At 35.8% G+C, this 26,671-nt stretch carries 22 protein-coding genes and 4 pseudogenes; 10 read left to right on the top strand and 16 right to left on the bottom strand.

What is annotated here, in order from left to right:
* Positions 1-290: 290 nt before the first annotated feature.
* The 3 genes from yhaM to NSQ40_RS05460 are packed head-to-tail and all read right to left on the bottom strand — an operon-like array spanning position 291 to position 5,442.
* The gene (gene yhaM, locus NSQ40_RS05470) at positions 291-1,235 is read right to left on the bottom strand and encodes a 3'-5' exoribonuclease YhaM (RefSeq protein WP_003195696.1); all 945 of its coding nucleotides are present in this window, start codon (positions 1,233-1,235) and stop codon (positions 291-293) included.
* Between the two features lie 41 nt (positions 1,236-1,276).
* Positions 1,277-4,204, bottom strand: coding sequence for an ATP-binding protein (locus tag NSQ40_RS05465; RefSeq protein WP_097787153.1), 2,928 nt, complete (start codon positions 4,202-4,204; stop codon positions 1,277-1,279).
* Positions 4,201-5,442: a metallophosphoesterase family protein gene (locus NSQ40_RS05460; protein ID WP_003195692.1), complete on the bottom strand. Its 1,242-nt coding sequence runs from the start codon at positions 5,440-5,442 to the stop codon at positions 4,201-4,203. Before NSQ40_RS05460 ends, NSQ40_RS05465 begins: the two co-directional genes overlap by 4 nt.
* Before the next feature lie 138 nt (positions 5,443-5,580).
* Here NSQ40_RS05460 and NSQ40_RS05455 point away from each other — a divergent pair, with 138 nt between their 5' ends.
* Positions 5,581-5,766, top strand: a complete 186-nt coding sequence (locus NSQ40_RS05455) for a YhzD family protein (protein WP_003195690.1) — start codon at positions 5,581-5,583, stop codon at positions 5,764-5,766.
* Positions 5,767-5,792: 26 nt separating this feature from the next.
* Here NSQ40_RS05455 and NSQ40_RS05450 read toward each other — a convergent pair whose 3' ends face one another.
* Positions 5,793-6,152 (bottom strand): hypothetical protein, encoded by a 360-nt coding sequence (locus NSQ40_RS05450; protein ID WP_097787152.1) that lies wholly within the window; start codon positions 6,150-6,152, stop codon positions 5,793-5,795.
* A 153-nt stretch (positions 6,153-6,305) separates the two neighbouring features.
* Here NSQ40_RS05450 and NSQ40_RS05445 point away from each other — a divergent pair, with 153 nt between their 5' ends.
* Positions 6,306-6,446 carry a YflJ family protein gene (locus NSQ40_RS05445; RefSeq protein ID WP_003195687.1) on the top strand — a complete coding sequence of 47 codons (141 nt, stop codon included), beginning with the start codon at positions 6,306-6,308 and terminating at the stop codon, positions 6,444-6,446.
* Positions 6,447-6,522: 76 nt separating this feature from the next.
* Positions 6,523-6,681: pseudogene (locus NSQ40_RS05440) on the top strand (IS1595 family transposase); the annotation flags it as partial.
* 10 nt (positions 6,682-6,691) lie between these two features.
* Here NSQ40_RS05440 and NSQ40_RS05435 read toward each other — a convergent pair.
* Entirely contained in the window at positions 6,692-7,189 is a 498-nt protein-coding gene (locus NSQ40_RS05435) for a DinB family protein (RefSeq protein WP_033797719.1), read from the bottom strand.
* Between the two features lie 224 nt (positions 7,190-7,413).
* On the bottom strand, positions 7,414-8,214 hold the full coding sequence (locus NSQ40_RS05430; protein WP_097787151.1) for a MerR family transcriptional regulator: 801 nt from the start codon (positions 8,212-8,214) through the stop codon (positions 7,414-7,416).
* A 127-nt stretch (positions 8,215-8,341) separates the two neighbouring features.
* Here NSQ40_RS05430 and NSQ40_RS05425 point away from each other — a divergent pair, with 127 nt between their 5' ends.
* Together NSQ40_RS05425 and NSQ40_RS05420 are read left to right on the top strand one after the other, a co-directional pair.
* Positions 8,342-8,971, top strand: coding sequence for a GNAT family N-acetyltransferase (locus NSQ40_RS05425; protein WP_097787150.1), 630 nt, complete (start codon positions 8,342-8,344; stop codon positions 8,969-8,971).
* 203 nt (positions 8,972-9,174) lie between these two features.
* Positions 9,175-10,755 (top strand): annotated as a pseudogene (locus tag NSQ40_RS05420) (multicopper oxidase family protein); the annotation flags it as partial.
* A gap of 216 nt (positions 10,756-10,971) precedes the next feature.
* Here the strand turns inward: NSQ40_RS05420 and NSQ40_RS05415 are convergent.
* The 4 genes from NSQ40_RS05415 to NSQ40_RS05400 all read right to left on the bottom strand — a co-directional run bounded on the left by NSQ40_RS05415 (position 10,972) and on the right by NSQ40_RS05400 (position 13,849).
* On the bottom strand, positions 10,972-11,589 hold the full coding sequence (locus NSQ40_RS05415) for an alpha/beta hydrolase fold domain-containing protein (RefSeq protein WP_080548517.1): 618 nt from the start codon (positions 11,587-11,589) through the stop codon (positions 10,972-10,974).
* Positions 11,590-12,222: 633 nt separating this feature from the next.
* On the bottom strand, positions 12,223-12,534 hold the full coding sequence (locus NSQ40_RS05410) for a heavy metal-binding domain-containing protein (protein WP_003195672.1): 312 nt from the start codon (positions 12,532-12,534) through the stop codon (positions 12,223-12,225).
* Positions 12,535-12,719: 185 nt separating this feature from the next.
* The gene (locus NSQ40_RS05405; protein WP_003206052.1) at positions 12,720-13,520 is read right to left on the bottom strand and encodes a hypothetical protein; all 801 of its coding nucleotides are present in this window, start codon (positions 13,518-13,520) and stop codon (positions 12,720-12,722) included.
* Positions 13,521-13,702: 182 nt separating this feature from the next.
* A complete protein-coding gene (locus NSQ40_RS05400) occupies positions 13,703-13,849 on the bottom strand; it encodes a hypothetical protein (RefSeq protein WP_003206049.1) in 147 nt (48 codons plus the stop codon).
* A 164-nt stretch (positions 13,850-14,013) separates the two neighbouring features.
* Here NSQ40_RS05400 and NSQ40_RS05395 point away from each other — a divergent pair, with 164 nt between their 5' ends.
* Entirely contained in the window at positions 14,014-14,754 is a 741-nt protein-coding gene (locus NSQ40_RS05395) for a GntR family transcriptional regulator (RefSeq protein WP_003195666.1), read from the top strand.
* 186 nt (positions 14,755-14,940) lie between these two features.
* Here NSQ40_RS05395 and NSQ40_RS05390 read toward each other — a convergent pair whose 3' ends face one another.
* Positions 14,941-15,099: a hypothetical protein gene (locus NSQ40_RS05390; protein WP_003195664.1), complete on the bottom strand. Its 159-nt coding sequence runs from the start codon at positions 15,097-15,099 to the stop codon at positions 14,941-14,943.
* A gap of 939 nt (positions 15,100-16,038) precedes the next feature.
* Between NSQ40_RS05390 and NSQ40_RS05385 the strand changes: the two genes are divergently transcribed.
* Entirely contained in the window at positions 16,039-17,427 is a 1,389-nt protein-coding gene (locus tag NSQ40_RS05385; RefSeq protein ID WP_003195662.1) for an MFS transporter, read from the top strand.
* A gap of 66 nt (positions 17,428-17,493) precedes the next feature.
* Here the strand turns inward: NSQ40_RS05385 and NSQ40_RS05380 are convergent.
* Positions 17,494-17,583 (bottom strand): annotated as a pseudogene (locus NSQ40_RS05380) (IS6 family transposase); the annotation flags it as partial.
* A 102-nt stretch (positions 17,584-17,685) separates the two neighbouring features.
* Positions 17,686-17,811, bottom strand: a complete 126-nt coding sequence (locus NSQ40_RS05375) for a hypothetical protein (RefSeq protein ID WP_003195658.1) — start codon at positions 17,809-17,811, stop codon at positions 17,686-17,688.
* Between the two features lie 1,020 nt (positions 17,812-18,831).
* Between NSQ40_RS05375 and NSQ40_RS05370 the strand changes: the two genes are divergently transcribed.
* Positions 18,832-19,518 carry a response regulator transcription factor gene (locus NSQ40_RS05370; RefSeq protein WP_003195656.1) on the top strand — a complete coding sequence of 229 codons (687 nt, stop codon included), beginning with the start codon at positions 18,832-18,834 and terminating at the stop codon, positions 19,516-19,518.
* A complete protein-coding gene (locus NSQ40_RS05365; protein WP_033796687.1) occupies positions 19,511-20,959 on the top strand; it encodes a sensor histidine kinase in 1,449 nt (482 codons plus the stop codon). The genes NSQ40_RS05370 and NSQ40_RS05365 overlap by 8 nt, the downstream gene beginning before the upstream one ends.
* 32 nt (positions 20,960-20,991) lie before the next feature.
* Here the strand turns inward: NSQ40_RS05365 and NSQ40_RS05360 are convergent, their stop codons facing one another.
* Positions 20,992-21,678 carry an ABC transporter ATP-binding protein gene (locus NSQ40_RS05360; protein WP_003195652.1) on the bottom strand — a complete coding sequence of 229 codons (687 nt, stop codon included), beginning with the start codon at positions 21,676-21,678 and terminating at the stop codon, positions 20,992-20,994.
* An 11-nt stretch (positions 21,679-21,689) separates the two neighbouring features.
* Positions 21,690-23,135, bottom strand: a complete 1,446-nt coding sequence (locus NSQ40_RS05355) for an ABC transporter permease (RefSeq protein ID WP_003195651.1) — start codon at positions 23,133-23,135, stop codon at positions 21,690-21,692.
* A gap of 151 nt (positions 23,136-23,286) precedes the next feature.
* Here NSQ40_RS05355 and NSQ40_RS05350 point away from each other — a divergent pair.
* Positions 23,287-23,760 (top strand): annotated as a pseudogene (locus NSQ40_RS05350) (DUF4179 domain-containing protein); the annotation flags it as partial.
* A gap of 990 nt (positions 23,761-24,750) precedes the next feature.
* Here NSQ40_RS05350 and dhaK read toward each other — a convergent pair.
* Positions 24,751-26,502, bottom strand: coding sequence for a dihydroxyacetone kinase subunit DhaK (gene dhaK, locus NSQ40_RS05345; RefSeq protein WP_003205195.1), 1,752 nt, complete (start codon positions 26,500-26,502; stop codon positions 24,751-24,753).
* Positions 26,503-26,671 lie beyond the last annotated feature (169 nt).

Here is a 26,671-nt window from a genome sequence, read left to right as displayed (position 1 = left end):
GAGAGGCTTTTTTTGTTTCTGAAGAAAAAAATAATGAAAAGTAGGAAAAAAGGTTTATTTTTTAAGATAGGGCCACGCCCCATACTCATCAAGCTAAGATTTTGAAATATCCCCAAAACGAAAATTTTATATTTCTACAGTTATTTATAAGAATTCAGCTTACTTTTTTCGTTTTGGGAAACAACCAATTTCTTAAGTTGATGGATATGTGTTACTACCTCCACTTTTAAAAATAAAAAAGGCAAGCAACCTCAGCTATACGCTAAAATCACTTGCCTCATAAGTATTATTTAGTTATGAAAAGTAGGCTTATAAAACGAACGATTATCAAGTGCAAAGACACGTTCTGTGTATTCACCTGGTTTCGTGCGCCCAAGGGCACGATCCATCATGTTCATCTTCGCATCTAAATTATCAATGTAATGCAGAATTTCCGCTTCTTTTACTAATGGCGGTTTTGGGCTACCCCATTCAGCTTTGCCGTGATGAGATAAAACGATGTGCTGAAGAATTAATACTTCTTCTCCTTCGATTTTCAGCTCATCTGCTGCTTTTCCAATTTCGTTTACCATGATGGAAATGTGGCCAAGTAGATTTCCTTCTAATGTATACGTTGTTGAAATCGGACCAGATAATTCAATTACTTTTCCAAGGTCATGTAAAATAACACCTGCATACAGTAAATCTTTATCTAAAGATGGGTATAGCGTAGCAATGGCTTTCGCTAAATCAAGCATCGATACAACGTGATAAGCAAGCCCCGATACAAACTCATGGTGATTTTTCGTTGCTGCTGGATAATCTAAAAATTCACTTTGATGCTTATTTAATAAGTGTCTTGTGAGACGCTGAATGTTTGAGTTTCTCATTTCAAATATGTACTGTGTAATCTTTTCTACCATATCTTCTTTTTTCACTGGTGCTTTTTCTACAAAGTCTGAGATATCTGTCACTTCATTCGCATTCGCAACGCGAATTTGCTTCACACGAAGTTGAATGCGCCCTTTATAGTTTTGAATATCTCCAGCTACTTTCACAATCGTTTCTGCTACATATTGTTTCTCAACTTCTGGTGATACATCCCATAGCTTCGCTTCAATATCTCCAGTTTGGTCTTGTAAGATTACTGTTAAAAATGGCTTCCCATTACTCGCGATACCTTTTGTCGCTGTCTTAATTAACAAGAAGATATCGACTTGTTCACCAACTTCATATTCTGCAATTTTCTTTTTCATCCTGATTCCTCCACCAACTTAAGTACTTTTAGTATAGCACATTATACCTTATTTTCTTTATGCTCACGTGTTAATTTTATAATCTGTTTTTCCGCAAAGAATGATAATAGATGGGCATGGCATGTAAAGAAAATCACTTGTCTATCCTTCGCAATTTCTTTTATTAACTGGGTTGTTCGTTTTGTTCGTAGTGCATCAAAATGCACAAAGCTATCATCAATAATAAATGGATAATCATGTTCAAACGTCCGCGCTAATGCAAAGCGCAATGATAAATAGAGCTGTTCCGCTGTCGCTTGACTGAGTTCATGGCTATAAAAACGAATACCATCACTTCGTTCTACAATAAACGGCTCTGTTTCTGATGGTGAAAAAATCTTACTATACTGACCACCTGTTAAATATACAAAATACTCCTCGGCCTTTTGTAAAATGCGCGGCAGCTGCACTTCATGATAGTATTGCTTTGTTTTTGTTAACACTGTTTTTGCCGCTGCATACGCCGCCCACTTCTTCACTTGCTCACGTACTTGAGACTTTTTCATTTCCCATTCATGGAGTAAATCACCGTACGTACTACCTTCTTCTAAGTTCGCAATCTCTACGCGGTGCTCCGCAATACGCTCGGTCAACTCCTTCTCTTGTGAAAGGAAGTCTTGTATATAGAGCGCTTCTTGTTTCAGCTTTCCTTCATACCCTTCCACTTGATAGTGTTCCGCTAATGATAAGCTTGTTAAACGTTGTTCTAACATGTCAATTTGAGGTGATAACCGCTCTACTTGCTTCTCTGCATCTTCACGCTTTTCTGCCCTCTTGCCAGCTTCTAAAAACATTTCTTCATCAGTAGCTGCTGCCATTTCCCAGAGCGCATCTCTTTCTAATGTAAGTTGTTCTACTTGATGCTGTAATAGCGCTTGTTCTTCTTTCCAATCAGCTAGCTTCCCTAAAAGCTGCTCCCTCTTTTGTTTCTTTTCTTTTTCCTTTTGAATACGATTACTGATCATATGAAGATGATCAAAATCTGTATTTTCCATAACGTTTTCTAGTTTATGTTCAAACTGCGAAATCATTTCATATAATATTCCTTTTCGCTCCGCCAGCTTTCCTACCTCACGATATAACTGCTGCATCTTTTCAATGCGTTCAAATGCTGGCAATATATGCGCATATGTATAAAAGTGCGGGAAAGAATAGCGCGCATTATATGTATCGACTTGCTCTCCCATACGAAACGTATCTCGCTCCCATTCTTCATATGCAGAAACACCTTTATCATAGGTTCGTTCTATTTGTTGTAATTTATAAGACTCTCGCTCAAATAATTTACGAATTTCTTCATCTTTTTCTAATTGATAACGAATGGATAGCGCCTCTTCATTTTGCCTTCCGCCTGCACTTTGCTGCAGCGAGAGCAGTTCTTCTTGTAAACCATCGGAAGAAGTATCTTTATACAAAACAAGTGCAAGTACAATTAGGACAAAGACGATAACACTTGTAAATAACAACGCACGATTATCTAGAAATATACTTGTCAGCAAAATCACTGTATTAATAGCTAACAAAAGGAAACAAATCGTCTGCCAGCGCTTTTTCTTTTCCTGCGCGATTTTCATTCTTTCTTCATATTTACGCTTCATTCGTTCCACGCCAGTACCCATAAAAACTGTATCTTGAAACGATCTTTCCTTTTCTACAAGCGCCTGTCGCTCTTCATCCGCTAACATCTGCTTTCGGATGTGCCCTACATTCTCTTCCTGTTCTTCTAGTTGCTCTTGCACTACTTTAAAGCGCTCATCTAGCTGCTCTTTCCGTATTTCTAATGCTCTTGCCTTTTGCACCGTTTGCGTTATCATTTCTTTCGCTGCAAGGCTTGTATCAAATGAAAGCACACTTTCTTTCTCAAAAGTAGCACCAATTTGCTGCTCAAGCTCTTCTATCTCTTCTTTCATATTTCCAATACTTACTGTAATATCACGCATTTCTTGACGTGCATTTTCATATGACATATGCTGCATACGAAGTTCTTCTACATAGCTATCCTTTTGCAAGAGCTCTTCTTGTACTTCTACCCCATCCACTTCCGTTTGCACCATTTCCATCCTTTTCTGGATGGAATCCAATTGCACCCCGAGCGGCTCGAGTTTTGCTTTTATCGTTTCGAAACGTTCTACTCCTCGAACAGGAAACGGATTCTTCTGTTCTTCTAGCACTTTTTCATATGCATGTTTTTCAATCACAAGAGGTTGCAATGCAGCCAATACTTCATAGTCTTGCTTACGCTTTTCTGCCATCTCTTTTTCATTCCGAATATGAGCAAGACGCCCTTCATTTTCTTTTAACTGCCCCATTAACTTTTCATACGTACCAATCTTCCCTTGCCACGCCCCAAGCTTTTCTTGGAGCTTCTTTATTTCTTGAAGTGACGCATTGATCTCAGGCTTACGACCATTTGGCTTAAAACGCTGCTCCATTTCTTTTTCTAACTTTTTATCTAACTGCAGCAGGGCATCGCTCCCAACTGCACTCGCCGAAAATAAATAATTTCCGATTTCAGCTTCTCCAATATGATGAATATTTTGAAGACCGTGCATATCAAACGAAAAGACAGAATCAAACAGGCTCTCATTCATCCCGCTCAGCACAGTCTGTAACACTTCTTCTCCAGCTGTTTTTCCATCTTCAAAGTATACTGTTACTTCCCCAGCAGCCGTTTTCGGCAAGCGCTCGATTTGGAGTCTCCCATACTGCTCAGTCATAACAGTCACCCTGCCGCCGTATTTCCCGCCTTCTTTCGGCTCATAACGCCTTTGTCCTCTCATTGGGAACCCAAACAAAATACTCTTCATAAACGAACGAATCGTTGATTTTCCTGCTTCATTTTCACCGTACAACACCGTCAGCAATGAAAGATCCATTTCCACATTTTCTAATTTTCCATAACCATAAATATGGAGTTTTTCAATTTTCATTTTTTATCCCTCTCTTGCTGGAATAGTTGCTCTAATATAATATTTTCCGCTTCCTTTTGAATCTCTGCTTTTTCCTCATCTGAAAAGGATTCAATCACATTACGCGCAACTGGAGATGTCCAAATCGTCCTGAGCACCGCATCCATATTCGTAAATGATTCCAATTCTTGCAATACACTACCAACAAAATGATTCTCCTCTTTTAATCGCTGGATTTCTGCAAATGAAACCGTCTCATTCTTCCACTTCATCACATACACAAAATCTCTTCGTTCTTCTCCCGCTGCTAAAATATGAAAAATCTCTTCCACACGTTTTTCATCACGTAAATAAGGAGACAATGGCCCTTGTCCGATGAATACAATTGTCAAAAGAGTTCCTTCCTCTTCCTGACGCCATTCATTCATCACTTCCGTACAAGCTGTCATAAGGTCATCAACTGTTTGCAGTTCATCAATGCTAATTTCCGTCTCTTCCCAAACTACATCCGCCGCACCGAAAAATGAACACACCGTTCCCTGCTCTGTTATCTCAACAAGATACGCCCCCTTCTCTCCTGTTTCCTTCCGGTGGCGTCCTTGTATATTGCCTGGATAAATGATATACGGCTCCTCTGCTAAAATCTCTCGCTTATGTATATGCCCAAGAGCCCAGTAATCAAATCCCTTTTCTTTTAACTCACGAATTTGAAACGGCGCATAGCGATTATGTTCCGCATCGCCTTCCACACTCCCGTGAAGCATGCCAATATGAAAAGGCGCATCGCTCATTTTTGCATACTGCGCCGTCATATTATCCGTTACAGCCTGCTGCAAATAACTAAACCCATAAATAGATGCAAGCAGTTCACCATCTTTATAAAACGGCTTTTCTTCTACATATGGCTCTGCAAACACATGAACATTTTCAGGAAACTCAATTGCTGCCCAGCTTCCCCCTAAATGATCGTGGTTACCATGAATGATATACACCGGAATCTCATACTGCGAAAGGCGCTTCATCTGCTCCCTCACAAACACTTGCGCCCTAAGACTTCTCGTTTCCGCATCATATAAATCTCCTGCTAGTAATACAAAATCAACGCGCTCTTGAATTGCTTTATCGATAATACGCTCAAACGACTGAAACGTACTTTGCTTCATTCTTTCCCAAACAGATGACGGCACATTCATTTCCATCCCTTTAAACGGACTATCCAAATGCAAATCTGCCGCATGTATAAACTTTACTTGTTTCACAACTAAACGATCCTTTCTTTATCCTATAAAAGTTTCACTCTATTTTACCACGCAATGTCACATATTTCTTTGCATATTCTAGCATTTTATGGCAAAATAGTTATAAGATTCTGATTTTAATTTTTGGAGGGAATTTTCATGGGAGTATACGTTCTAACAGTCTTTGAAAAAGATGGTTCAAAAATGCTAGACGAATCATTCGAGGCGGCAACAGAAGCAGAAGCGAAATCAAAAGGAGCATCCATTTTACAAGAAAAGGGATTGCATAAGCACACACATCGCTGCACATCTTCAGCGGGAAAACTCGTTTTATTCCAGCGCTAAAAAAAGAAGCGTCATCCGCTTCTTTTTCATTCCATATCTTCATCACACCACGTAAATACCACATCTAGAATCCGGTTACCGATACGCACGCGTCTGTTCCACTTTCCAGTTTGAATTTGGCGCTGCAATTCATCTTTCATCTTTTCCGTCCAGTCGTGAATGGTTCCATTCCCGTCATACGGATATACGCTAGGAAACTCTTCCTGCAGAAGACTCAGGCTCTCTGCATCCAAATGAAAATGGAAATAGTAGTTAGCCGTAAGCGATGGCTCTTGCAATTGTAAAAACGGATCGTCAATTTGCTTTCTATTTCGGTAGAAAGTAAATATATTCACCTTTCCGCTCGTAATTTGGTCAATTTGAATTTCGTGCTTCCCTATAATCACATCGTGCCCACCTCGTTATATACTACCTTTAGTATATATGTCTTTTGCATCGAAGTTAACCATTTTCACACGAAATTCATTTCCTTCATCCATTTCCCGTACCTCCATTACAATCAGAACACATAAAAGACAAATTTGAAGGGGAGCGATTCTATGTATTTCGGTAGCAAAGGTTGGTATGTAAAAGAACTAAAAAAATTAGGTATCCGTACTTATGAAGGTAAAAAACTAGAATCCTATCGTACGCATGTGTTGGCTAGTTTGCTTGAGAGAATGAAGAGAGAGTCGGCTTAATACTAATACAAGAAAGCAGCAACGTTTGTTTTTGCGTTGCTGCTTTTTTATTTTTCATAAAGGCTGTTTTCGTATATATGGGAGACACAAAATCTTGAACGCATTAGGAAGTCTTGGTTTTAATCCATTACAAGGCATCATAGTGAGCGACGAAGCTTTCTTTCGAGAATCTTTAAAATATCATCGTGAAATCGCTCATAGAAAAGACAAAAAACGTGGTGAGAAAGACAAAAAAACAACTTGAATTAGTCCAAATTGTTTTCCCTTAAGAATTGTATAATTTGTCCTTTGTGGTGGTTATCGTGGTCTGTAAATTCCTTAACAATATATATAAGTGAGTAAGGTGCTCCAGTATGTGGACAATGAGTTACACCATTTGCAGTTAATGACTTGTTTAACTTTTCGATTGGAAATTCGTTAAGTTCTTTTATAAGTAGTTCCCTTGTATCTTTTGCTTCTTCAAGAAGTTTTGATTGTGATATTCCTGATTTTGCATAGTCTGATGCCTTTTTATTATATGTATCAAAATTTGGAAACTCCATTCCCTTTTCATTTTGTACAGATGGGAGGACTTCTTTTAATAGATGATTATCCCAATTCATAATATGGGCTATTATCTCACTTACAGACCACTTACCTTCGGCTATTGGTTTAGACCATAATGTGTCATCAATTTCTTCTAAAGTGCTTAACCAAGATGAATAATGACTAAAATTACCAATTATGTTTTTTACCTCACTCAATTTAATCCCTCTTTTCTAAATTAATTTAATATAATTATAACATTAAACTCACAATACACAAACGTATGTTCTTGTAAATATTTTCAGTTATAAAACCAACAACCTTTGATAAAAAAGAAACCGATGATATGCATTTCGTTAGCAAAGGTTGGTACTTAAAGAAATTAGGTACCCGTTCCGATGCTTCGCCACATAACTTGGATAGTGATGTAGCAGTGTTTACCTTAGTTCTGTATAAGCATCTGAATTTGACAACTATAGGATTCTGTATTAAAGAAATCATTAAGTAACTCCACTTCAATAACACTTTTAATTTTCAAATTATTTTCTTTCACATATTTAACTAGTTTTCTTCTACGTTCCTCTTCATTCTCTTTACTATAAGATAACGTTACATACTTTCCCTTTGGTAATATTTTTATATTTTGTTCAGCTTCTATATTAGAATTCCCTTGAAATCTACTAAAAACATATTTTGGTTCTGCATCCCCCTCTGAATTAAAGTTATATATGATTCCTCTTTCCATTGACATTTTCCCCTCTTTATCTTGAATGGTTTTCTCTAAGTCTGAATAGTAAAGTAGCTCTTGTAAACTTCCCACTTCTTTACATGGTGCTACAATTACATAGCGCGGTTCAAAGAACTGAATAGATATCTCATCACTATTTAATATATCCTTAGAAGTCTCTACCTTCATATTTAAGCTATCAATGGTTTTGATTACTTCTTGCATTTTCTTTATGTTTTCTTCTGCTTCATATCTTTTTAATTGTAAAAATTGTAGTAATTGATCAGTATCACAGTCCTTAAAAATCTCTTGAAGCTCTACTATACTCGTTCTTAACTCTCTACAGCTTTTTATAATATCTATATGAATAAATTGATCTATAGAATAATACCTATAACCTGTTGTTTCATCAATATATCTTGGAATAAGAATCCCCATTTTGTGATAATATCGTAACGCTTTTATTGTGATGTCCTTTATTTTCGCAACTTCCCCAATAGAAAATAAGTTTTTCACCCTAATCACTTCCTTTATATTTTTCTTATATTATCATTGACTCTCCCCTTAAAGGAGACCTTATGATCATAATAAGATATTTGCAATAAAATACAAAATTTACTTATATACAAGGGAGTTTCGAAACATGAATACAGTAACATACAGAAGTCTAGTTAAAGAAGATTATGAACCTGTCAAAGCTTTGATTGGTGAAGCATTTGGCTTCAATGAAATGATTGAGGATAAAAAATTTTTAGATTCCGTATTAAACATCTATTTGCAAAGTTGTATTTTAGGGAGTTCATTTAGCAAAGTAGCAGAAAAAGACAATAAAATTATTGGTGTTATTTTGGGGGATTCAAAAAAAGACAAAAAGCGTTTAAAGAAAGCTCATAATACTTTAAGTTTTGCCTACACCATGCTGAAAGTATTCATGACTAATAAAGAGAATAAAAAATTCATAAAAGAATCCTCAAAGGTTGAAGACACATATAAAGAACTTATAGAAGGAAAGGAAGATGATTTTCAAGGTTGTATACAGTTATTTATTGTATCAGGGGAATCTAGAGGTCTTGGGGTTGGAAAGGCTCTAATGAATCATTTGTCTAATTATATGAAAAGTACGAATGTGAAATCTTTATATCTATATACAGATAATAAATGTAACTATGGATTTTATGATAGTCAAAACTTTGAACGTATAAATGAAAAAGAAATTTATTTTGATTCAATGAAAACAAAACTTAATGTATTTTTATACTGTTATGATTTTTAACTGCTAGTAAAAACCGTATCACTTATTCGGGGTACGGTTCACCATAACTCATTTAAATGAAATTTTCTCTGAAACAAATTGCTTTTTTACAATTCCAGCCTATTTCATTCATTTCCTGTTAGAAATTCGTCTATACCGGCCTACATTAAATTCATATTATATATGACAAACAATATTTGATGATTTAAAAAGGAGGCAGTGAATTGTCTTTTAAAAAATTTGTCGATGCATTACCAATTCCTCCTGTCTTAAAAGCAGAAGGTACCCATGATGGAGTACCATTCTATGAAGTAACAATGAAGCAAGTCAAACAAAAATTACATCGGGATTTGCCGCCAACTACTGTCTGGGGCTATAACGGTATGTACCCGGGTCCTACATTCGAAGCAGAAAGAAATCACCCTATTCTTGTAAAATGGAAAAATAAATTGCCCTTTGAACACCTGCTGCCTGTCGACCAAACTGTTCATGGTTCGGAATCATCCATACCTTCTGTTAGGACGGTTGTCCATTTACATGGAGGCCGTGTTCGTCCAGAAAGTGACGGATATCCTGATGCATGGTTCACAAGAGATTTTAAAAATGTTGGGCCGAAATTCGTGACTGAAGTCTACTATTATCCAAACTGTCAACGCCCTACAACACTTTGGTATCATGATCACGCCCTTGGAATTACTCGTTTGAACGTTTATGCAGGTCTTGCGGGCTTCTATCTTCTCAGAGATGCAGAAGAAAAAAAGTTGAATCTTCCGAGTGGAAACTTTGAAATCCCGCTGGTCATCCAAGATCGTTCGTTCTATGCCAATGGTGAACTCTTTTATCCATCCCAACCAGGAAATACGCCGCCTCCAGCCCCACAGCCACCTCCACCAATCGATCCTACATTACCAAATCCGTCAGTCGTCCCTGAATTTTTCGGTAACACAATTTTAGTCAACGGAAAAGTATGGCCTTATCTTGAGGTTGAGCCGCGGAAATACCGGTTCCGCATCCTAAATGGCTCCAATTCTCGTTTTTATCGTATGAAGCTGAGCTCTGGGCAAAATTTTGTCCAAATTGGTACGGATGGAGGACTTTTGGAAAAACCAGTCCTAGTATCCGAAATCATCCTTGCACCTGCGGAACGCGCCGATGTCATTGTCGATTTTTCAAACCATAATGGTCAACGTATTATTTTAACAAATGACGCACCAACCCCGTTCTCTGACGGCGAAAGTCCTTCTGAAGATCTGAGACAGATTATGCAATTTCGCGTCAAACAAACATGCTGCAAACCTGACAAAAGTAAAATTCCAGAGAAGTTGAGTTGCTTGGAACTGCTGAATCCCCAGGATGCTGTAATCACACGAAAAAACACTTTACTTGAAGCTACCGATAATTTTGGACGCCCTATGCCATTATTAAATAACATGGAGTGGAATCAGCCTATTACAGAAACCCCGTATAATGGAACTATAGAGATTTGGGAGCTGTACAATACGACACCAGACACTCACCCGATTCATTTGCACCTTGTCAATTTTCAAATTTTGAATCGTGCTGTATTTACTGGCGATCCAAATGGTTCTGACCTCAAAGTCGGACCGCCCATACCACCTGATCCAAACGAGAGAGGATGGAAAGATACTGTTCGTGCTAATCCCGGAGAAGTGACCCGGATTATCGCACGCTTTGGTCCATTTACAGGAACTTACCCATGGCACTGTCATATTCTTGAACACGAAGATTACGATATGATGAGACCATACGAGGTGCTAGCTAATCCTAGCTTTAACCCATGCGAATGAGATCCAGAACAATGCAGCGATAACTCCTTTTCTCAATGTTTTGACTGCTATAAACAACGGAAAAATAAAAAAGAAGAGAAATAATGATTCCATGATTTCTCTTCTCCTTTTCATTCATTTGATATCTTTATCATAAAACTATTCAAAGTTCCTTATGCATCTTGAAATATAGAGCTTGTTCAAAAAACGTATTTTTGAACAAGCTTTTTCTAATTAAGCAAATACTCGCTTAACCTCTTTTGCAATTTCATTTATTAAATCTTCCGCTTGCGGATACAAACCAATTTTATCCATAAATGCATGATCTGTACCGTTGTACTGAATAAGCTTTGTAGGTACGCCGCTTCGTGCAAGTTTTGCCGCGTAAGCTTCGCACTCTACTTTTAAATAATCAAATTCAGCAGTTGCAATTAGCGTCTGCGGTATATTACTTAATTGATCTGAAAGGAGCGGAGAAACGTGAGGATCAGTAATTTCCGCTTTACTTTGCAAGTACAGCCTGAAAAATAACTCACCGCTTTCAGCCAATAAACGTCGCACCAGGTCTAAAGCATGACGCCGCTCCTTATCTCCTGAATAACAATCAAAGCTAATCTCATCTGCACGTGCTATTTTTTCCTTCAAATAACTGAAAGGAATAAGAAACGTCGCAATAATATTCCGATCAAGGCCAATCACCTCATGCACATGACATTGGTTGATAAGTAGCACGTCTCCCTCAGAAAGCGTCCGTTTCTCATGACTTAGCCTAACCTCCACCGTACCGCGCAGCACAAAAATAATCTCTACGCTGTTATGCCAATGACTCGGTACATAATTGACACTGTTCAATGAAACATCAAAAGGCAGACTATCATTCGTCTCAACCAACTCGTATACAGCATTTCGCATGAAGCTTTCCTCCTTTTAGAACGGTACTCTTACTTGTTTTTTGGAATGGGATTTTCTTTTTCATTAGGCTCTGATTTGTAGTATAATCCCTTAAAATTACAGTAATGATAGATTTATTGGGTATATCCGTTTTTTAGTATTATACCATTGAATTCTAAAGCTTCATCTGTAACGAGCACTTCATTTGAATCCATTTATAATAACTCGAGCGATGTACACTGAAAAATTTAGTATGCCATGTAATCAGACATGTCTTTTTTAAATATGAAACTTGTGCCTTTTAGTAGATGAAGAATCCCTTGAGTTCCATTATTCTTTCCACGGATACCTTTAATTTCACCAAATTCTTTATACTTTCTTCGCCAATCTTTAACTTGTGTAGAACTCCTAATATTCTATCGCTTAGCTATGAGTTGATAATTGCATTCACCATATAAATAGCTTTGAACAGCCGATAGTTGTAATTCGTCTGAATAAGTATTAGGTGTTGAGCCTTTTTAATTATGAAAAATCCCCTTAGGGTATTTCTACTCTAAGGGGATTATCCTATCATCTATAACATGCTTTTTATTTTTATATACGCACAGCCGTACCACTTACAGCAACCATTAACATGCCGTCACGAACAACCTCGTAGTCTACATCAATGCCAACAATTGCATTTGCTCCTTTTTGCTTCGCAAGTTGTTTCATTTCTTCCATCGCAACGTCACGCGCTTCTTTTAATTTACTTTCATATGCCCCAGCACGGCCACCTACAACATCACGAACAGAAGCAAATAAATCGCGGACAATATTTGCACCCATAATAGCTTCACCATTTACAATATCCACATACTCAATAATTTCTTTCCCTTGAATTCCAGAAGTTGTTGTTACGATCATGATTGACACTCTCCTATAATTTATAAAATTTATTAGCGTTTCTTATATCTTTATTATTACATTAAAAAAATAAATGAACTATCTAATAATCTTACAGAAAGGTGACATCTTTGTAAGGTTTATAAATAAAAAGAACAGAATCACTTTATGGACTCTGTTCTAATCGTTTCGTTTATTTTTTCCTATCAAATGCTCGCTCTATTTTTTCTAATCTCAATTGTATATAAACTATAAAGGAGCACCCCTAGCCCTAGAATTTTTTCATTCTTAGACGCATTGGAACCTAATGTAATAGTAGGCACATTTAGTCCCATAAACCTTTCACTCCATTCTATAGGCATATACCCTTGCTTACCGATTGCTAATGTACGTCCATCTGTTGTACGAAGAGTACTTTGAATAAAATCAAACTCTACTTCTACATCGGACAATTTTGTTACTTTATCAGTCATTAAAGAACCACGTATCGCCGCAAATCCTTGTATCATCTTCTCTTTAAACATACCAATTTGGTTATAATTCGAATCATAGATTACCCAATCATACCCGTCAGCTTCAGTATGAAAATATGCAAGAATTTCCCCGCTACTCGCTTCTAATCCATAAACATCTTTATTACTTAAAAAAGGTATCACTGAAAAAAGAATGTTAGATGAAATGATCTTTGTTCCAGCAACATATCCCCCATCAGGATGATATAAACCAAATTGTTTATTCTGTTTAGGCAATTCTAATACAACAAACGTATCGACATCCCAAAACGTTACATTACTTTTCACCGCATTCTTTTGTATCAAATTCCCTTTTCGTAACTGCCAAAATCCAATTCCGAAAAAAACAGAAGAAACGATTACAATAAAAATAACTTGTCCCCAATTCACCATTCCCCAAGTTCCATATACACACCATAGTGCAAATAGAAAAATACAGGTTCCAATAAAAAGTTTAAACTTCCCTTTTCGCTTATAATAGTCAAATAATTCCATATCTACATCTCTACCCCTTATTTGTATTTCCCAACTATTAATGTATCAAAAACAAATTAGATCCTCTAGAAAAAAATAGATTCGTTGCGATATTGAAACCATCTTCTAAGTATATAATTTTAAGGCTCTTTCTATAAAACTGTCACTCGCTTTCCCTCCAGCATCAAGTACAATGACCTTCTTTAATCCCGATAAATGGTTTGAACCGCTTGATTTCGAAGGTCATAACAGAAGTCCTTCCCATCATCCTCTTCTTCATGTAACGCAAGCCACTGAAATTCGTACTCTTGATTAATGAAGATGTGGTCCGCAATATCGTTCATCTTCATTTTGAGTGACAAATACACCTAGTGCAAATTATAATGAATTTTTGAAAGCGTATTAATTTACGCGGAAAAGTAAGCTACAATAGAAAAAGAAAATAAACTACTATAAAACGAGAAGAAATAGAATTTATCGTCACGAATTTGAAAAACTATAGGGGTATAAGAAAATGAACAATAAACTTCATGAACTCAATAAACCAAAAAAACCACTATTCGTCATTGTGTATGACCAATTGTATAAATTAATCACGGATGGAACATTTCCTCTAGGCAGCCAACTTCCAACAGAACCCGAATTGGCCAAAACATTTGGTGTGAGCAGAATGACATTAAGACATGCTTTGGCACTTTTACAAGAAGATGGATTGGTTAAAAATATCCATGGAAAAGGAAATTTCATTACAAGATTTCATCATAATGAAAGTAGCGATGGCTTAGAGAAGCTGGGGAATCCCTTATATAAATGCTATACGGAAAAAATAGATGATATCGAACTTAATTTCCGAATTGACCTAGTAACGGACTATGCAATGCAAGTATTAAATCAACAAATGACTGCAGTGGTTGCGTTGGAACGCTGGTATAAAAATCACGATAAGATAGTAGCTTTTGCTTTTACTATGATGCCAATAGAAGCCGTTTCCAAATTGAACCTTGACTTACATAACGAGAAGCAAGTGTTGGAAATGTTGGAGGAGAAAGTATATGAACTGGCTAACTCCTCTACCATTGAAATTAAACGTTCTAATTCCGCCAATACTCCGTCATTAAAATACCAAATTTTCCACGGGGAGGAATTTGATTTAATTTTAGAAAGTGTATATATCAGCGACAAATACCCTGTGGTTTATAATAAATACTATATACCAATAGAATTTAGTCAAATAAAGATTAAAGCATCTAAATAATCGAATGAACAATCCATTATCTCTTAGAAATTTCCATTCGTGGAGAGCTATTGGCTTCTTTTAATTTCTCCAAATGCGGTATGAAACAACGTGTATCTGTCGGAATTTAGTGAAGAGAGTATCCTACAATACACTAATTTTCTGTTCCTACTTGCACATTATATCCAGCTTTCAGTTGACCGTTTTTCAGGGGTCTTCTTTCATTCTCATAAACGTGGCATCTGGATCTGTCTTCGAGAAACTATTACGATCACCGAAAGTCTCTTGATGTGACTCATATTTTTGTAGTCGTGATAAATAGTCTTCTTTCAGTTTCTTATGTATTTTTCGTTTCTCTTGATACACTTTCTTTTTCTCTTTTTTGCTCCCTTATCTTGTTCCTGTTCTACTTCCGTTTTCGCTTGTTCACCATGTCATGGATCACTCTTACCACATAATCTTCTGGGATTAAATTGCTATAGTCCATTGGTAGAATTAACCGACCCATGTTATTAATGAATGAAAATAGCTGAATGGTTACTCATAAAGTGAAACTTTAATCAGTGGGGGCTTTCTTCATCCCCCACTGATTATTAGTTGAGCCAATCGGGCTTTTACGGGCAGTTGATCTCCCATCTAACTGCTTTGCTTTCACCGAATTTTGAGGTGGGAGTATTACTGCACGTTAATGCGGGATAAAAAAATCGTCTCCTATTTCTTGTTTGTGTGGTTACTTACAATTATAATGGGGGCGATTTTTTTGTAACAAAAAAGACAAATTCCAAAAGAAAGATGGGTTGTGAGCAAAGGGAAGGTATGATATCCTTTTCATTGTTCAGATGCATACAAGTTTTTAGACAACTATACAATATTGTATATCCCAAAGAGTCATCATGAAAGCGCAATCAAGAGGTAAGATGTTTTTGGTTGTTCATGAAAATGCTTCCTTGTAAGCATCATAAGAAGGAAAGGCATGATATCCTTTTCAATATTCAGGTGCATACAAGTTTTTAAATAACCAAACAATATTATATAGTTCAAGGAGTTATTATGCATCATCATGAAAGCGTACTCAAAAGGTAAGATGTTTTTGGTTGTTCATGAAAACGTTTCCTTTTTAAACACCATAAGAAGGAACGAACAAAAATCGGTACAACTGTGCACAAGAAAGCCTCGCATATGAAGCAAAAGGTGTAGAAATTACTGAAACCATCCTTTACAAAAGGATCAATTGGTAGTTAAAGGCCAGACAATCATGACTCAGGAAGACAATTCCCTGAATAACAAGAAAAGAGGAATATAGCTATGTCTACAATTAATGAAGATGTGAGCATGAAGAAAACTCAGAAATATAGTGCTAAGAAAGCAGTACCTGTTACCTTACTGTTATTTCTATTATGTTTAGTAATTGACAATTCGTTTAAGATTATTTCTGTTGATATGGCAAAAGATTTTCACATTTCAGCGACAACAGTTAGCTGGCAAGCAACATTAGCTGGTCTTGTGATTGGAATTGGAGCAGTCGTTTACGCAGCTTTAGCGGATTCTATTAGTTTTAGAAAACTTTTTAGCGCTGGGATTATTTTAATCTGTGTCGGTTCAGTCATGGGATATATTTTTCAACATTCGTTTTTACTAGTTGTTATTTCACGTATTATCCAAACTGCTGGTTTAGCATCAGCTGAAACGTTATATGTAATATTTGTCACAAAGCATTTACCTGCAGATGAACAAAAGAAATTTTTAGGATTAAGTACAAGTAGTTTTGCTCTTTCACAGCTTATCGGTGCATTAACTGGAGGTTATGTTTCAACATATTTCCATTGGACAACTCTATTTTTACTTTCTTTAGTAACACTTTTCACTCTTCCTTTTATTTTAAAATACATTCCTAAGGAAGAAGCGAAAAACAGTCATGTAGATGTATTAGGATTATTCCTAGTCGGAGCCATTTCAGCATCTCTACTACTATATATTACAGATTTCAATTGGCTTTACCTAGTCTTGTTTATTGTTGCAATTGCTTTGTTCCTTACTTATATTAGTAAGAATTCAAAAGCTTTTATCGGAATCTCATTCTTCCAAAATAAGCAGTTTATCTCATTGCTTGGCGTTGCATTTATCATTTACTCTGTACAGCTAGCATATATTTTCCTATTCCCATTCTTGCTTGAAAAGATTTACGGTTTGCAGCTAGATACAATTTCACTATTATTAATTCCAGGATATATCGCAGCGACTATCGTTGGGGCTCTTTCAGGAAAAGTTGCAAAGGTTATGGGAAGCAAGCAATGTATTACACTCGCTATGTCTAGCATTATCGTCAGCTTACTATTAGGCGGATTCTTTATAAACACTTCTGTTGTTGTATTCGTAATCTCTATGGTTCTATTCTCTAGTTCATTTGCATTCATGTATGCACCATTACTTGATTCTTGCATTTGTACAATTGAGAAAGAAAAAACAGGAACAGCAATCGGATTTTATAATTTAACACTTAATGTCGCGATGTCAATCGGAATTGCCTACACAGCGGCAATGATGGACCATTCCGCAATGAAAAAAAGTTTCTTCGGAATGACAAACAATGTGGATGCTTCCATGTTTAGTAATATCCTATTCATCCTCGTACTCGTTACCCTTTTCAGTTTATCTCTGTACTGGGTATTAGTAGGACGAAAAGCGACAAAATAGATTTATAAAGGTTCTGTTGCAAAGTTACCCAAAACATAGAGAATCTAGGGTTGCATCGTTAAATGGTTATGCAACCCTTAATAATTCCTGTAATTCGTTATACACCGAAAAGGCGGAGTCTATTTGAAGACTTCGCCTTTGTTTGTATAGGGCATGAAATCCCAATAACACCCGCTCCAATAACTGTAACAGGACTAAACATTTGCAAATTCTCAGATAACTGAGGACTGTTAGTATTTCTATTCATCTTAACCATATCTAATTTCTTTCCTTTCTACCTAAAATATTTAAGTATTCTCGATTGTGGAATCGATAAGGACCTACCGGGAATGCTGGAGCATCTAGTGGTGTGGTAAACTGTTTGATTACTTCATCTTGTTTCATATATGCTCACCTTCCTATTTCAAATTTTCTTTTTCTTCAATACATTGAATAACTAGTAATCCAGAACTTTTCTTGCAACATCATATTGTTTTTACATAAATCTGATGTAAATATTTTTGATACTTTTGTTGCAAAAACAACACTTGTTGTAAATAATTATAGTTATAGAATTTACGATAACAAGAATCAAAATCGAAATCCCTACAAAAATATATACAACGATATTCAACCCCACTTCGAACTTGTCTCTAAAAAAAAGAGCCTATTCGGCTCTCATCAAATAAGGTATTCAATGTACATAGTAGCGTGTTATACAGGTGTTTACACAAAATAACAATCCAATTATTACCTATATCAAGCTCATTTACTTTTTCAGTTTAGGGCTGAGCGTTCTGGTGAGAATAGATGGTAATAGATTTGTGTGTAAATAAGAAGGAAGAGATAAAATTTGATAGATTGTGTAAATCGTCAACATCATGTATCATTCCTTTCTATTTGATACATTTATCATACAAACTTAATCTGTATTCTATATGGGATTAATCTAAAGTTATAGTAAAGATTTTCAGTATCTAGTCATCGAATATACGAAAAAGAGAGAATCAATTTGATTCTCTCTTTTTACCCGTAAAGTTACTATTCAGGAATGAAAATAAGGATGTTATAAAGAGTGTGTACGATGGAGGGGATGTAACATTTTTGTTAACTAGACTTATATAGCTTTCGTTTCTTTACACTTACGTACTTATGTAAGTATGGTGCTGGTTTTAATTTCTTTTTCACTTTTATGCGACTACTATCCGAATGATAGACCATCCACAGTTTTACATCTAAATAAAGAAAGAATTATGTTTGTTTCAAGTGACATTTTGATTACCTCCTTCTTTCTTGTAGTTTTTTATATCATATCTCTTGAATCTGGAGCTGATATGATATAAATATAGTTTTCCTGTGAAGTTTTTATATTGTTTCTATGTATTCTAATACGTCTCCACATAAACTCCAGATAAGCAGGTTATAATGGCTACAAGAGGTGATATAAGGATGAACTATCATATTCTTGTGGTAGAGGATGATCAAGAAATTCAGGAATTAATCAAACAATTTTTAATGACTCAGCAGTATGCTGTTACAGTTGCATCAGATGGATTAGAGGGCATGAAACAATTTAATAAACAATCCTTTGATTTAATTCTACTAGATGTGATGATGCCAAACCTTAATGGATTTGAAGTTGCCAAAATGATTCGAAGTCAGTCAAATATACCCATTATTATGCTAACCGCGTTAGAAGAAGAACAAGATCAAATGAAGGGATTTGATCTTGGCATCGATGATTATATTACGAAACCTTTTTCTTTTCATGTTTTGATTAGACGAGTCGAAGCAGTGCTGCGGAGAAGCTATGATCAAAGTACGGAGAATCATTTATTTTTTAAAGAAATACATGTCGATTGCGATGCATATAAAGTATATATAAATGAGTTGGAAATCCCCTTAACGGCAAAAGAATTCGAAATTCTGCAACTACTACTTCAAAATAAGAAAAAAGTAATCACAAGAGAAAGCATCGTAGAAAAGGTTTGGGGATACGAGTATCACGGAGAAACTCGTATGATCGATACACACATTAAAAACATACGAAAAAAATTAGATATTTCCTACATTAAAACAGTAAAGGGCATTGGTTACAAAATCGATGAATAGGATTGTGAAAATCATGAAGACGAAGAGAATTACCTATAAACTCTTTATGACTACATCCCTCATTTTGTTAGCCTTTGCAGTCCTGATTTATTTAACTTTATACTTCTTTCTCCCTACATTTTATGAGCAATACAAAACAGATCAGCTTCAAACAGGAATAGAAGAAATAATTGATAAATCTAAAGATCTTACGTTTCAAAATGCTATACCACTTTTTGATGAATACGCACAAAAAAATAACGCAATGATTTCCCTTCAAAATAAGGAAGGCGTAGTTATGTATTCTCCTTCTTTTAGTTTTATTCAAAGAGGCACCCAAGCACATGTGATTGCCAAAGCAACACCATTAGGGAGTTCAGATTACCTTCGTAATTCATATGATGTTACTGTGCCGATTCAATTCCAAGATGTTACCTTAACACTTGTGGTGTTCGCAACATTTCAACCTATTGATGAAGCTACGCAAGTCTTAGTACGTTTTCTTCCCTATATCAGTATCATTGTACTTGTGATTGGTATAGGAAGTGCTTATTTCTATTCAAGGTTTATTACAAAACCACTCATTTATATTAATGAGGGTGCACAAAAGATGGCAAACTTAGATTTCTCCGAAAAAATTGAGGTTCGTTCCACGGATGAATTAGGAGAATTATCCAATAGCTTGAACGATATGTCTATTAATTTACAACAAGCTATGTTCAATTTACAAAAAGCGAATCAGCAATTAAAGAGCGATATTGAAAAAGAAAGAGAAATAGAAGCAAAACGCAGAGAATTTTTTGCAATTGTATCACATGAATTAAAAACTCCTCTCACTGTTATGAAAGGATACCTAGAAGGGATGATCTATAATATTGGTCCCTATCAAGATCGTGACCAATACTTAAAGAAAAATCACCAAATTATTGAAAGTATGGAACAACTGGTTCGCGAAATTTTAAGCATGTCAAAACTAGAACAACATACCTTTAAACTACAATTAGAAGAAGTAAATCTCTCAGAATTAATGGATACAATCACAAAAGATATCGGATTTTTTGCTTCTCAAAAAGACATTCAAATCATAAAACAAATTGATTCTGACCTTTTTGTTTATACGGATTGTGTTCTGTTAGAAAAAGCCTGTAAAAACATTATTCATAATGCGGTTATGTATTCACCGCATAACGAAAAAGTCTATATACAGTTAACCCAAGATTCTAAACAAAACCACATCCAAATGCAAGTCATCAATACAGGTGTCAAAATTAATGAAGAGAATATACAAGATATCTTCAAACCATTTTATCGAATCGAAAAGTCAAGAAATCGAAATACTGGTGGGAGTGGCTTAGGGTTATATATCGTCAAACAAATTTTTGAAGCACTGGGTATAAGGTATTCTATAAATAATGTAGAAGAGGGTGTACAATTTTTTGTTAGTATTCCAATATCTAAATAACAAACTCCCCTATTAATAGGGGAGTTTGTTATTTAAAGGTTATTAATATCTTTTACTACTAATTGCTTCTTGCTCAAAAAAATCGCTCGATCCGATTTTTTTGCAACTTCTTGTGAATGCGTAACAACAATTACACATTTATTCTCTTGATGGGCAAGCTTCTGAAACAACTCAATAATCTCTTTTGCTGTTTCTTCATCAAGGTTTCCTGTTGGCTCATCAGCAATAAGTAAATCAACATTGCAAGATAGTGCTCGAGCAATTGCTACACGTTGCTGTTGTCCACCACTTAGTTGCAGGACATTTCGCTTCGCCTCTACTTCTGTAAGTCCTACCTTCTCTAATAATTCTAATGCCCTTGCCTTTTTATTTTGCACCTGAACACCTGTAATTTCCATTGCCGTTAGTACATTCTGAAGAGCAGTCATATAGGTAATTAAGTTATAGGATTGGAAAATCACAGATACATGTTGATTCCGGTATCGATCTAAACCAATCTTTCGAATATCCTTACCCTTATAGAGTACATAACCATTTTTAGGTATATCTAACCCACAACCTAAGCTAAGCGTTGTGGTTTTACCAGATCCAGATGGCCCTAAAATCGTGTAAAAGTGCCCTGTTTGAAAAGAAAAATTAACATTATCTAGTATCGCTACTTTTTTTCGGTTACTTTCGTAATAATAATTTAAGTTTTTAAATTGTAAAATTGTCTCCATGTCGAGCCTCCTTATTCATCTTTTAAAAGGATTTGTTTTGGATTTAAGCGTAGAATAGATAATGCCGGAAGAATAGTTGCTAGTATAGCAATAGTCAGTCCAATTCCCCCCATTTTTCCTAAATCCTCTCCTGTTACACTTACATCAATTTTATCAATTGGATCTTCGCTTTGGTTTTGTAGATTACCACCAGCTCCAACCATCATTACACTACCATTTTGTGAATTGTCTTTTTCTTCGCTTGCTGTAGCAATTTCATTAGAAAGTAAATTATCCCCTACGAATTGAGAAACTTTAGCTCCTGTTGTTATGGATAATCCAAATGCTAAAATAGCAATACATACTACTTCTACTACGAACTGTGCCATCAGTTTCCATTTTTTCTCTCCAATGGACAATAGAATCCCCATTTCCTTACGACGTGCTTTAATCGATAACATGATGATTAATCCTAAGATAATAGCACCTGCAATAGATACAATATATATAATCATTTGAGAAGTAGAAGAGATATTTTCGATAGGACCAATCATTTGTTTGTACAATGAATCATGTGCATCTAACTTAAAATAATTAAAATCAATATTAGATTGTTTTGCTTCTTTTTTAAATGCATCAATGTATTGTGGATCGTTCAAGTAGTACACGACTTGAATGCTACTACTAGCACCTTCATCTGCCTCTAATTTTTTGACAGTAGAGTGAGGCATATATAGCTTATTAGCTGGATCCATCATAGGAGGGGCATTTCCACCCATCGATGGTGCTTGTTCATCCGTTTCGTAAATACCAATAATTTCAAATTCAAGAGTTTTCTTCTTATCGCCTGATTGAATTTTAACCTTATCTCCTACTTTCAAGTTGTTTTGTTCCGCTAATCGTTTTTCCATTAAAATTACATTCTGATCTTTCATCTTTTCTGTAATTGGTTTCCCATCAATGATTTTACTTTTTCCATTTTTAAAACTTTCTTGTAATAAAGTCTTGCGCACTCCTTCTATTATAAGCGAAGAATTCATATCTATTTCTGAACCTGAACCTGATCCTCCTCGTACAGTCGCCACTCCCGCTCTACCTTTTCCTTCTTCTTCTCCTTCTCCTTCTGAAGCTCCTACTAATTTAAACCCATCCGAAATTCCGAAAGTATTGGTTATATAATTATAGTCTTTTACATACTTGGACTTCGCTAATTGATCTGCTTCTTTTGTGTTGAGATGCGGCGGATTAGGCATTTCTCCAGTTTCCCTTGCTTGTTTTCCTAATTTATCAAAATCAAGACCCAAAGTAACATCTGCACCCAGTTTTTTTCTTGCAGCATCAGCAGCTTTTTTTGATGCATTTTGGATTGTGAATCCTGCCAACACTAAATTTGTAACAATCAGAAAGACAGCCATCAAAATTAATGATGTTCCTTTTCGTTTTTTCATACTGAGAATTGCGCGTTTTATAAAATTCATTTTTTCTAACCTCCTTGATAGTTTTTATTCTATATACGCTATCTGGAGTTTGTATGGAGATATTCAGTAGTTTATCTAGAGGGACAAGGAGTTTATATGTAGTTATTCATGTACATATTTTCTAACGGGTTCTGTTGCATAGGTTTGTAGCATCAAAATAGTTGAAAAAATAACTGATCAAGGTGTCACTGTGCATTTGAAAGAATTATACGTTGCAGATTCTCGTATATCAGTTCATTATAAACTGGAAAAAGCTGATGGAAGTCTAGTACCGTTTGAATTTGATACAACTGGATTAGACCTTAAAAGTGATGGTAAGGCAAATGGACAACAAGAAGAAAATCCTGAATATAATACTAAGGATGGTATGTTCTCACAGTTAGGATTTATTCAAGGGGCAGATGGTTTACCATTCAAATTAATGGCAGATGGAAAAGAATTAAAACATGTAGGTATTCGTGATAAAGATAAACCAGAAGGCGTTGTTACATTTGTTGAAGGTCCTGAAGGGAAAGGATCCTTTAAACAACCACTTACGATAAATGTAAATATAAATAAAATCGGAAAAGTAACTGGATCTTGGAAAGGACAAATTCAAATTGATCCTGCAAAATTGAAAAAATAAAACAAATTAAAATGAAAAAAAGAATAGAACAATGTGTATCCAATACGATGCTTATATGCTTCCTCGTTTTCATTACATTTATTTCGTACATTGTTTTCATCCTATCTTTTATTTATTAATTAAGTTCATAAAATCAATATGCGTAATGCTAATAAGAAAATAACGACTAAAAGGCGTACCCGTCTACATTTCAACGGAAATATAGGCTAAATAGCATAAATCTTTTATTCACAAAAACATCTCAATAGAGTAAACCCTATTGGGATGTTTTAATGAAATAGATTTAACGGTATTTCACAGTATGCCATATGACTTGTTTCAAAATAGGTATCTTTCTTGTTTTCTTTTGTAGGGTACAACAAAGAAAGAGTGGAAAAACATTAAAGTCATAATTACACATAAAGAAAAAGAATCCCTTATGATTTATGGGATTCTTTTTCTTGTTTAAAGTTTGCTCACACAAATAATCTGTACCTCAACTAATTATCAGTTGAGGTACAGATTATTTGTATGATAATTTTAAAAAATAAGTGCAGAGAATTATATTACATGAATGCTTTTATAAGTGTTGTTACTAATGGAAGTACTCCACCTAAGAATGTTAAAACTGCCATTGCGATTGCCATAATCATTTCCTCCTTTTTAATATTAAGATATTATGAATCTTTATACTCTTATTATAGTAAGCCCTTATTAAAGTATCAATATATTTTAATATACAATATTACATCTAAAAACCATGTTTTATACTGTTTTCTACAGCATTTTCCGATGAACTAAACAGCTAATGAACATGAAATTTCGCGTAAATCAAAAAGGAAGAGAATTTTTATAATTCTCTTCCTTTTTTATGTTTTCATAAACATTAATTATCTATCTTAAGAAGGTACCTGCTGCTTCATAAGGTACCTTTTTATTTGGCGTTGCCTCTTTCTTATTTCCCTTCTATTCACCTACACAATTGAGACTTTCCAGTATCCCGAAATACCATTATCTTAAACTACGAGAAAGCTCCGTAAAAATAACCCCTAGCGCATAGGCACCAGCATCAGGATAACCTAAGCTTCTTTCACCAACCGTACCAGCGCGGCCCATTCGAGCGACGATTTCTTTTGTATATTCTGCTCCTTTAACGGCAGCCGCTGCCCCTTTTTCAAAAGCAGTCTTAAAGTCTGTACCAGCTGCAGCGCTTTCTGACCAAGCATTTGCACAAGGTACAAGCGCATCTACAAGCGTCTTATCGCCTACTTCTGCTCCTCTTCCGAAAGAGCGCTCACCGATAGACTGTATACCATGAAGTGCAGCTTGCAACATTTCAGCAAACTCTCCAACTGTCAATTCCATTTTCCCTTCCATAGCCTTACCTGCAGCTCGGAAAGCTCCGCCCCAAATTGGACCAGAAGCTCCACCGCAATGTTCCATAATCACCATAGAACACGCATCAAGGAAAGTTCCAATATTTAAATGCTCTTGATCTAAAATCGAGCTCCATTCACGCTTTAATTGTTTAAATCCTTTCGCGACACTCATTCCAAAATCACCATCACCTGCATGCGTATCCAGTTCGCAGAATGGTACTTCGTTCTTAATAATAACTTCGCTCATTTTATCTATAAGATAAATCATATTATTTAATGTGATTACCTCATTCTTAATGATTGCATGTTCTTCAGCTGTTTCCGTCTCAAAGAAAACTGGCTTCTCTTCTTCGTGCTCCGCAATATCAACGTATTCTACACTCTCAATTGGTCCATCTACTTTAAACGCAGGTGTATTACATTCTTTCGATAGCAATGTCTTCAGCTCATCGTCTAGTTTCATCACTGTTAGAGAAATTCCAGCCATATCAATACTCGTCATGTAATTACCGACAAACGTTCTATTGATTCGTATATTTCTTTTACTTAACTCTCTCGTAACTGCATTGTTAAACAGATACAGTTCTTGAAGCGGTGTACCGCCAAATCCATTTACTAGAACAGCAATTTCAGCATCTTCATCTAGTCCTAAATCTTTCACAAGGTCATTTGTCATGCGTAAAGCCAATTCGTCTGCAGTCGCAATTTTTTCACGTTTTCTGCCTGGCTCTCCATGAATACCAACGCCATATTCCATTTCATCTTCACCTAATTTGAAAGTAGGTGATCCACTCGCCGGAACCGTGCAGGAAGTTAATGCGAGACCGATTGTTCGAACATTTGCCGCTGCTTTTTCCGCTACAGCTTTCACCTGCATTAAATCCATACCTTCTTCCGCTGCCGCACCAGCTATTTTATGTACTAACACAACTCCCGCAACACCGCGGCGTCCCACTGTATAAAGACTATCTTCTACTGCAATATCATCATCTACGCGGACATATTCTACTTCAATGCCATCCTCAGTAGCTAAGTGAGCACCATTTTTAAAGTTCATGATATCGCCACTGTAATTTTTAATAATGAGCAGCGTACCTTTTTTGCTAGCTGTTGCTTTAATCGCTTGATACACCTGTATTTGCGATGGAGAAGCAAACACATCTCCGCATACTGCCGCATCCAGCATTCCTTTTCCTACTAACCCCGCATGTGCCGGTTCATGTCCACTACCGCCACCGCTAATTAAAGTTACCTTATTTTCGTTCATTTCTTTTTTCTTAATGACCTTATACTTTTTTAATAACTCGAGTTCCGGATGAGCCATAACCATCCCATTGCACATCTCCATAACGAGCGTTTCAGGTTGATTTATAATTTTTTTCATTTGTTATTCCTCCTCTGTAAGCTTTGTTACATTCTTCGCAAACCTATTCGTATCCACACTTCCATAATTTTATTGCTTTTCCTGCCACGGTACATTCTCTTCTGAATTATGATATATTTGAAAGCGTATTCTTATTAACTATAATAAAATGAAAGCGTTTTATGGTAAA

The sequence above is a fragment of the Bacillus sp. FSL K6-6038 genome (assembly GCF_038050455.1).
Taxonomy (GTDB): Bacteria; Bacillota; Bacilli; order Bacillales; family Bacillaceae_G; genus Bacillus_A; species Bacillus_A pseudomycoides.
Note: the sequence above shows the minus strand (reverse complement) of the source record. Positions and strands in the feature narration are given on the sequence as shown.

Bases quoted from the DNA above. Each gene is read 5' to 3' on its own strand.
- NSQ40_RS05400 (WP_003206049.1), bottom strand. From the start codon at position 13,849: ATGAAGATGAACGATATTGCGGACCACATCTTCATTAATCAAGAGTAC.
- NSQ40_RS05395 (WP_003195666.1), top strand. From the start codon at position 14,014: ATGAACAATAAACTTCATGAACTCAATAAACCAAAAAAACCACTATTC.
- NSQ40_RS05405 (WP_003206052.1), bottom strand. From the start codon at position 13,520: ATGGAATTATTTGACTATTATAAGCGAAAAGGGAAGTTTAAACTTTTT.
- NSQ40_RS05445 (WP_003195687.1), top strand. From the start codon at position 6,306: ATGTATTTCGGTAGCAAAGGTTGGTATGTAAAAGAACTAAAAAAATTA.
- NSQ40_RS05410 (WP_003195672.1), bottom strand. From the start codon at position 12,534: ATGATCGTAACAACAACTTCTGGAATTCAAGGGAAAGAAATTATTGAG.
- NSQ40_RS05385 (WP_003195662.1), top strand. From the start codon at position 16,039: ATGTCTACAATTAATGAAGATGTGAGCATGAAGAAAACTCAGAAATAT.
- NSQ40_RS05360 (WP_003195652.1), bottom strand. From the start codon at position 21,678: ATGGAGACAATTTTACAATTTAAAAACTTAAATTATTATTACGAAAGT.
- dhaK (WP_003205195.1), bottom strand. From the start codon at position 26,502: ATGAAAAAAATTATAAATCAACCTGAAACGCTCGTTATGGAGATGTGC.
- NSQ40_RS05425 (WP_097787150.1), top strand. From the start codon at position 8,342: ATGAATACAGTAACATACAGAAGTCTAGTTAAAGAAGATTATGAACCT.
- NSQ40_RS05370 (WP_003195656.1), top strand. From the start codon at position 18,832: ATGGCTACAAGAGGTGATATAAGGATGAACTATCATATTCTTGTGGTA.
- NSQ40_RS05375 (WP_003195658.1), bottom strand. From the start codon at position 17,811: ATGAAACAAGATGAAGTAATCAAACAGTTTACCACACCACTAGATGCT.
- NSQ40_RS05455 (WP_003195690.1), top strand. From the start codon at position 5,581: ATGGGAGTATACGTTCTAACAGTCTTTGAAAAAGATGGTTCAAAAATG.
- yhaM (WP_003195696.1), bottom strand. From the start codon at position 1,235: ATGAAAAAGAAAATTGCAGAATATGAAGTTGGTGAACAAGTCGATATC.
- NSQ40_RS05365 (WP_033796687.1), top strand. From the start codon at position 19,511: ATGAATAGGATTGTGAAAATCATGAAGACGAAGAGAATTACCTATAAA.
- NSQ40_RS05465 (WP_097787153.1), bottom strand. From the start codon at position 4,204: ATGAAAATTGAAAAACTCCATATTTATGGTTATGGAAAATTAGAAAAT.
- NSQ40_RS05355 (WP_003195651.1), bottom strand. From the start codon at position 23,135: ATGAATTTTATAAAACGCGCAATTCTCAGTATGAAAAAACGAAAAGGA.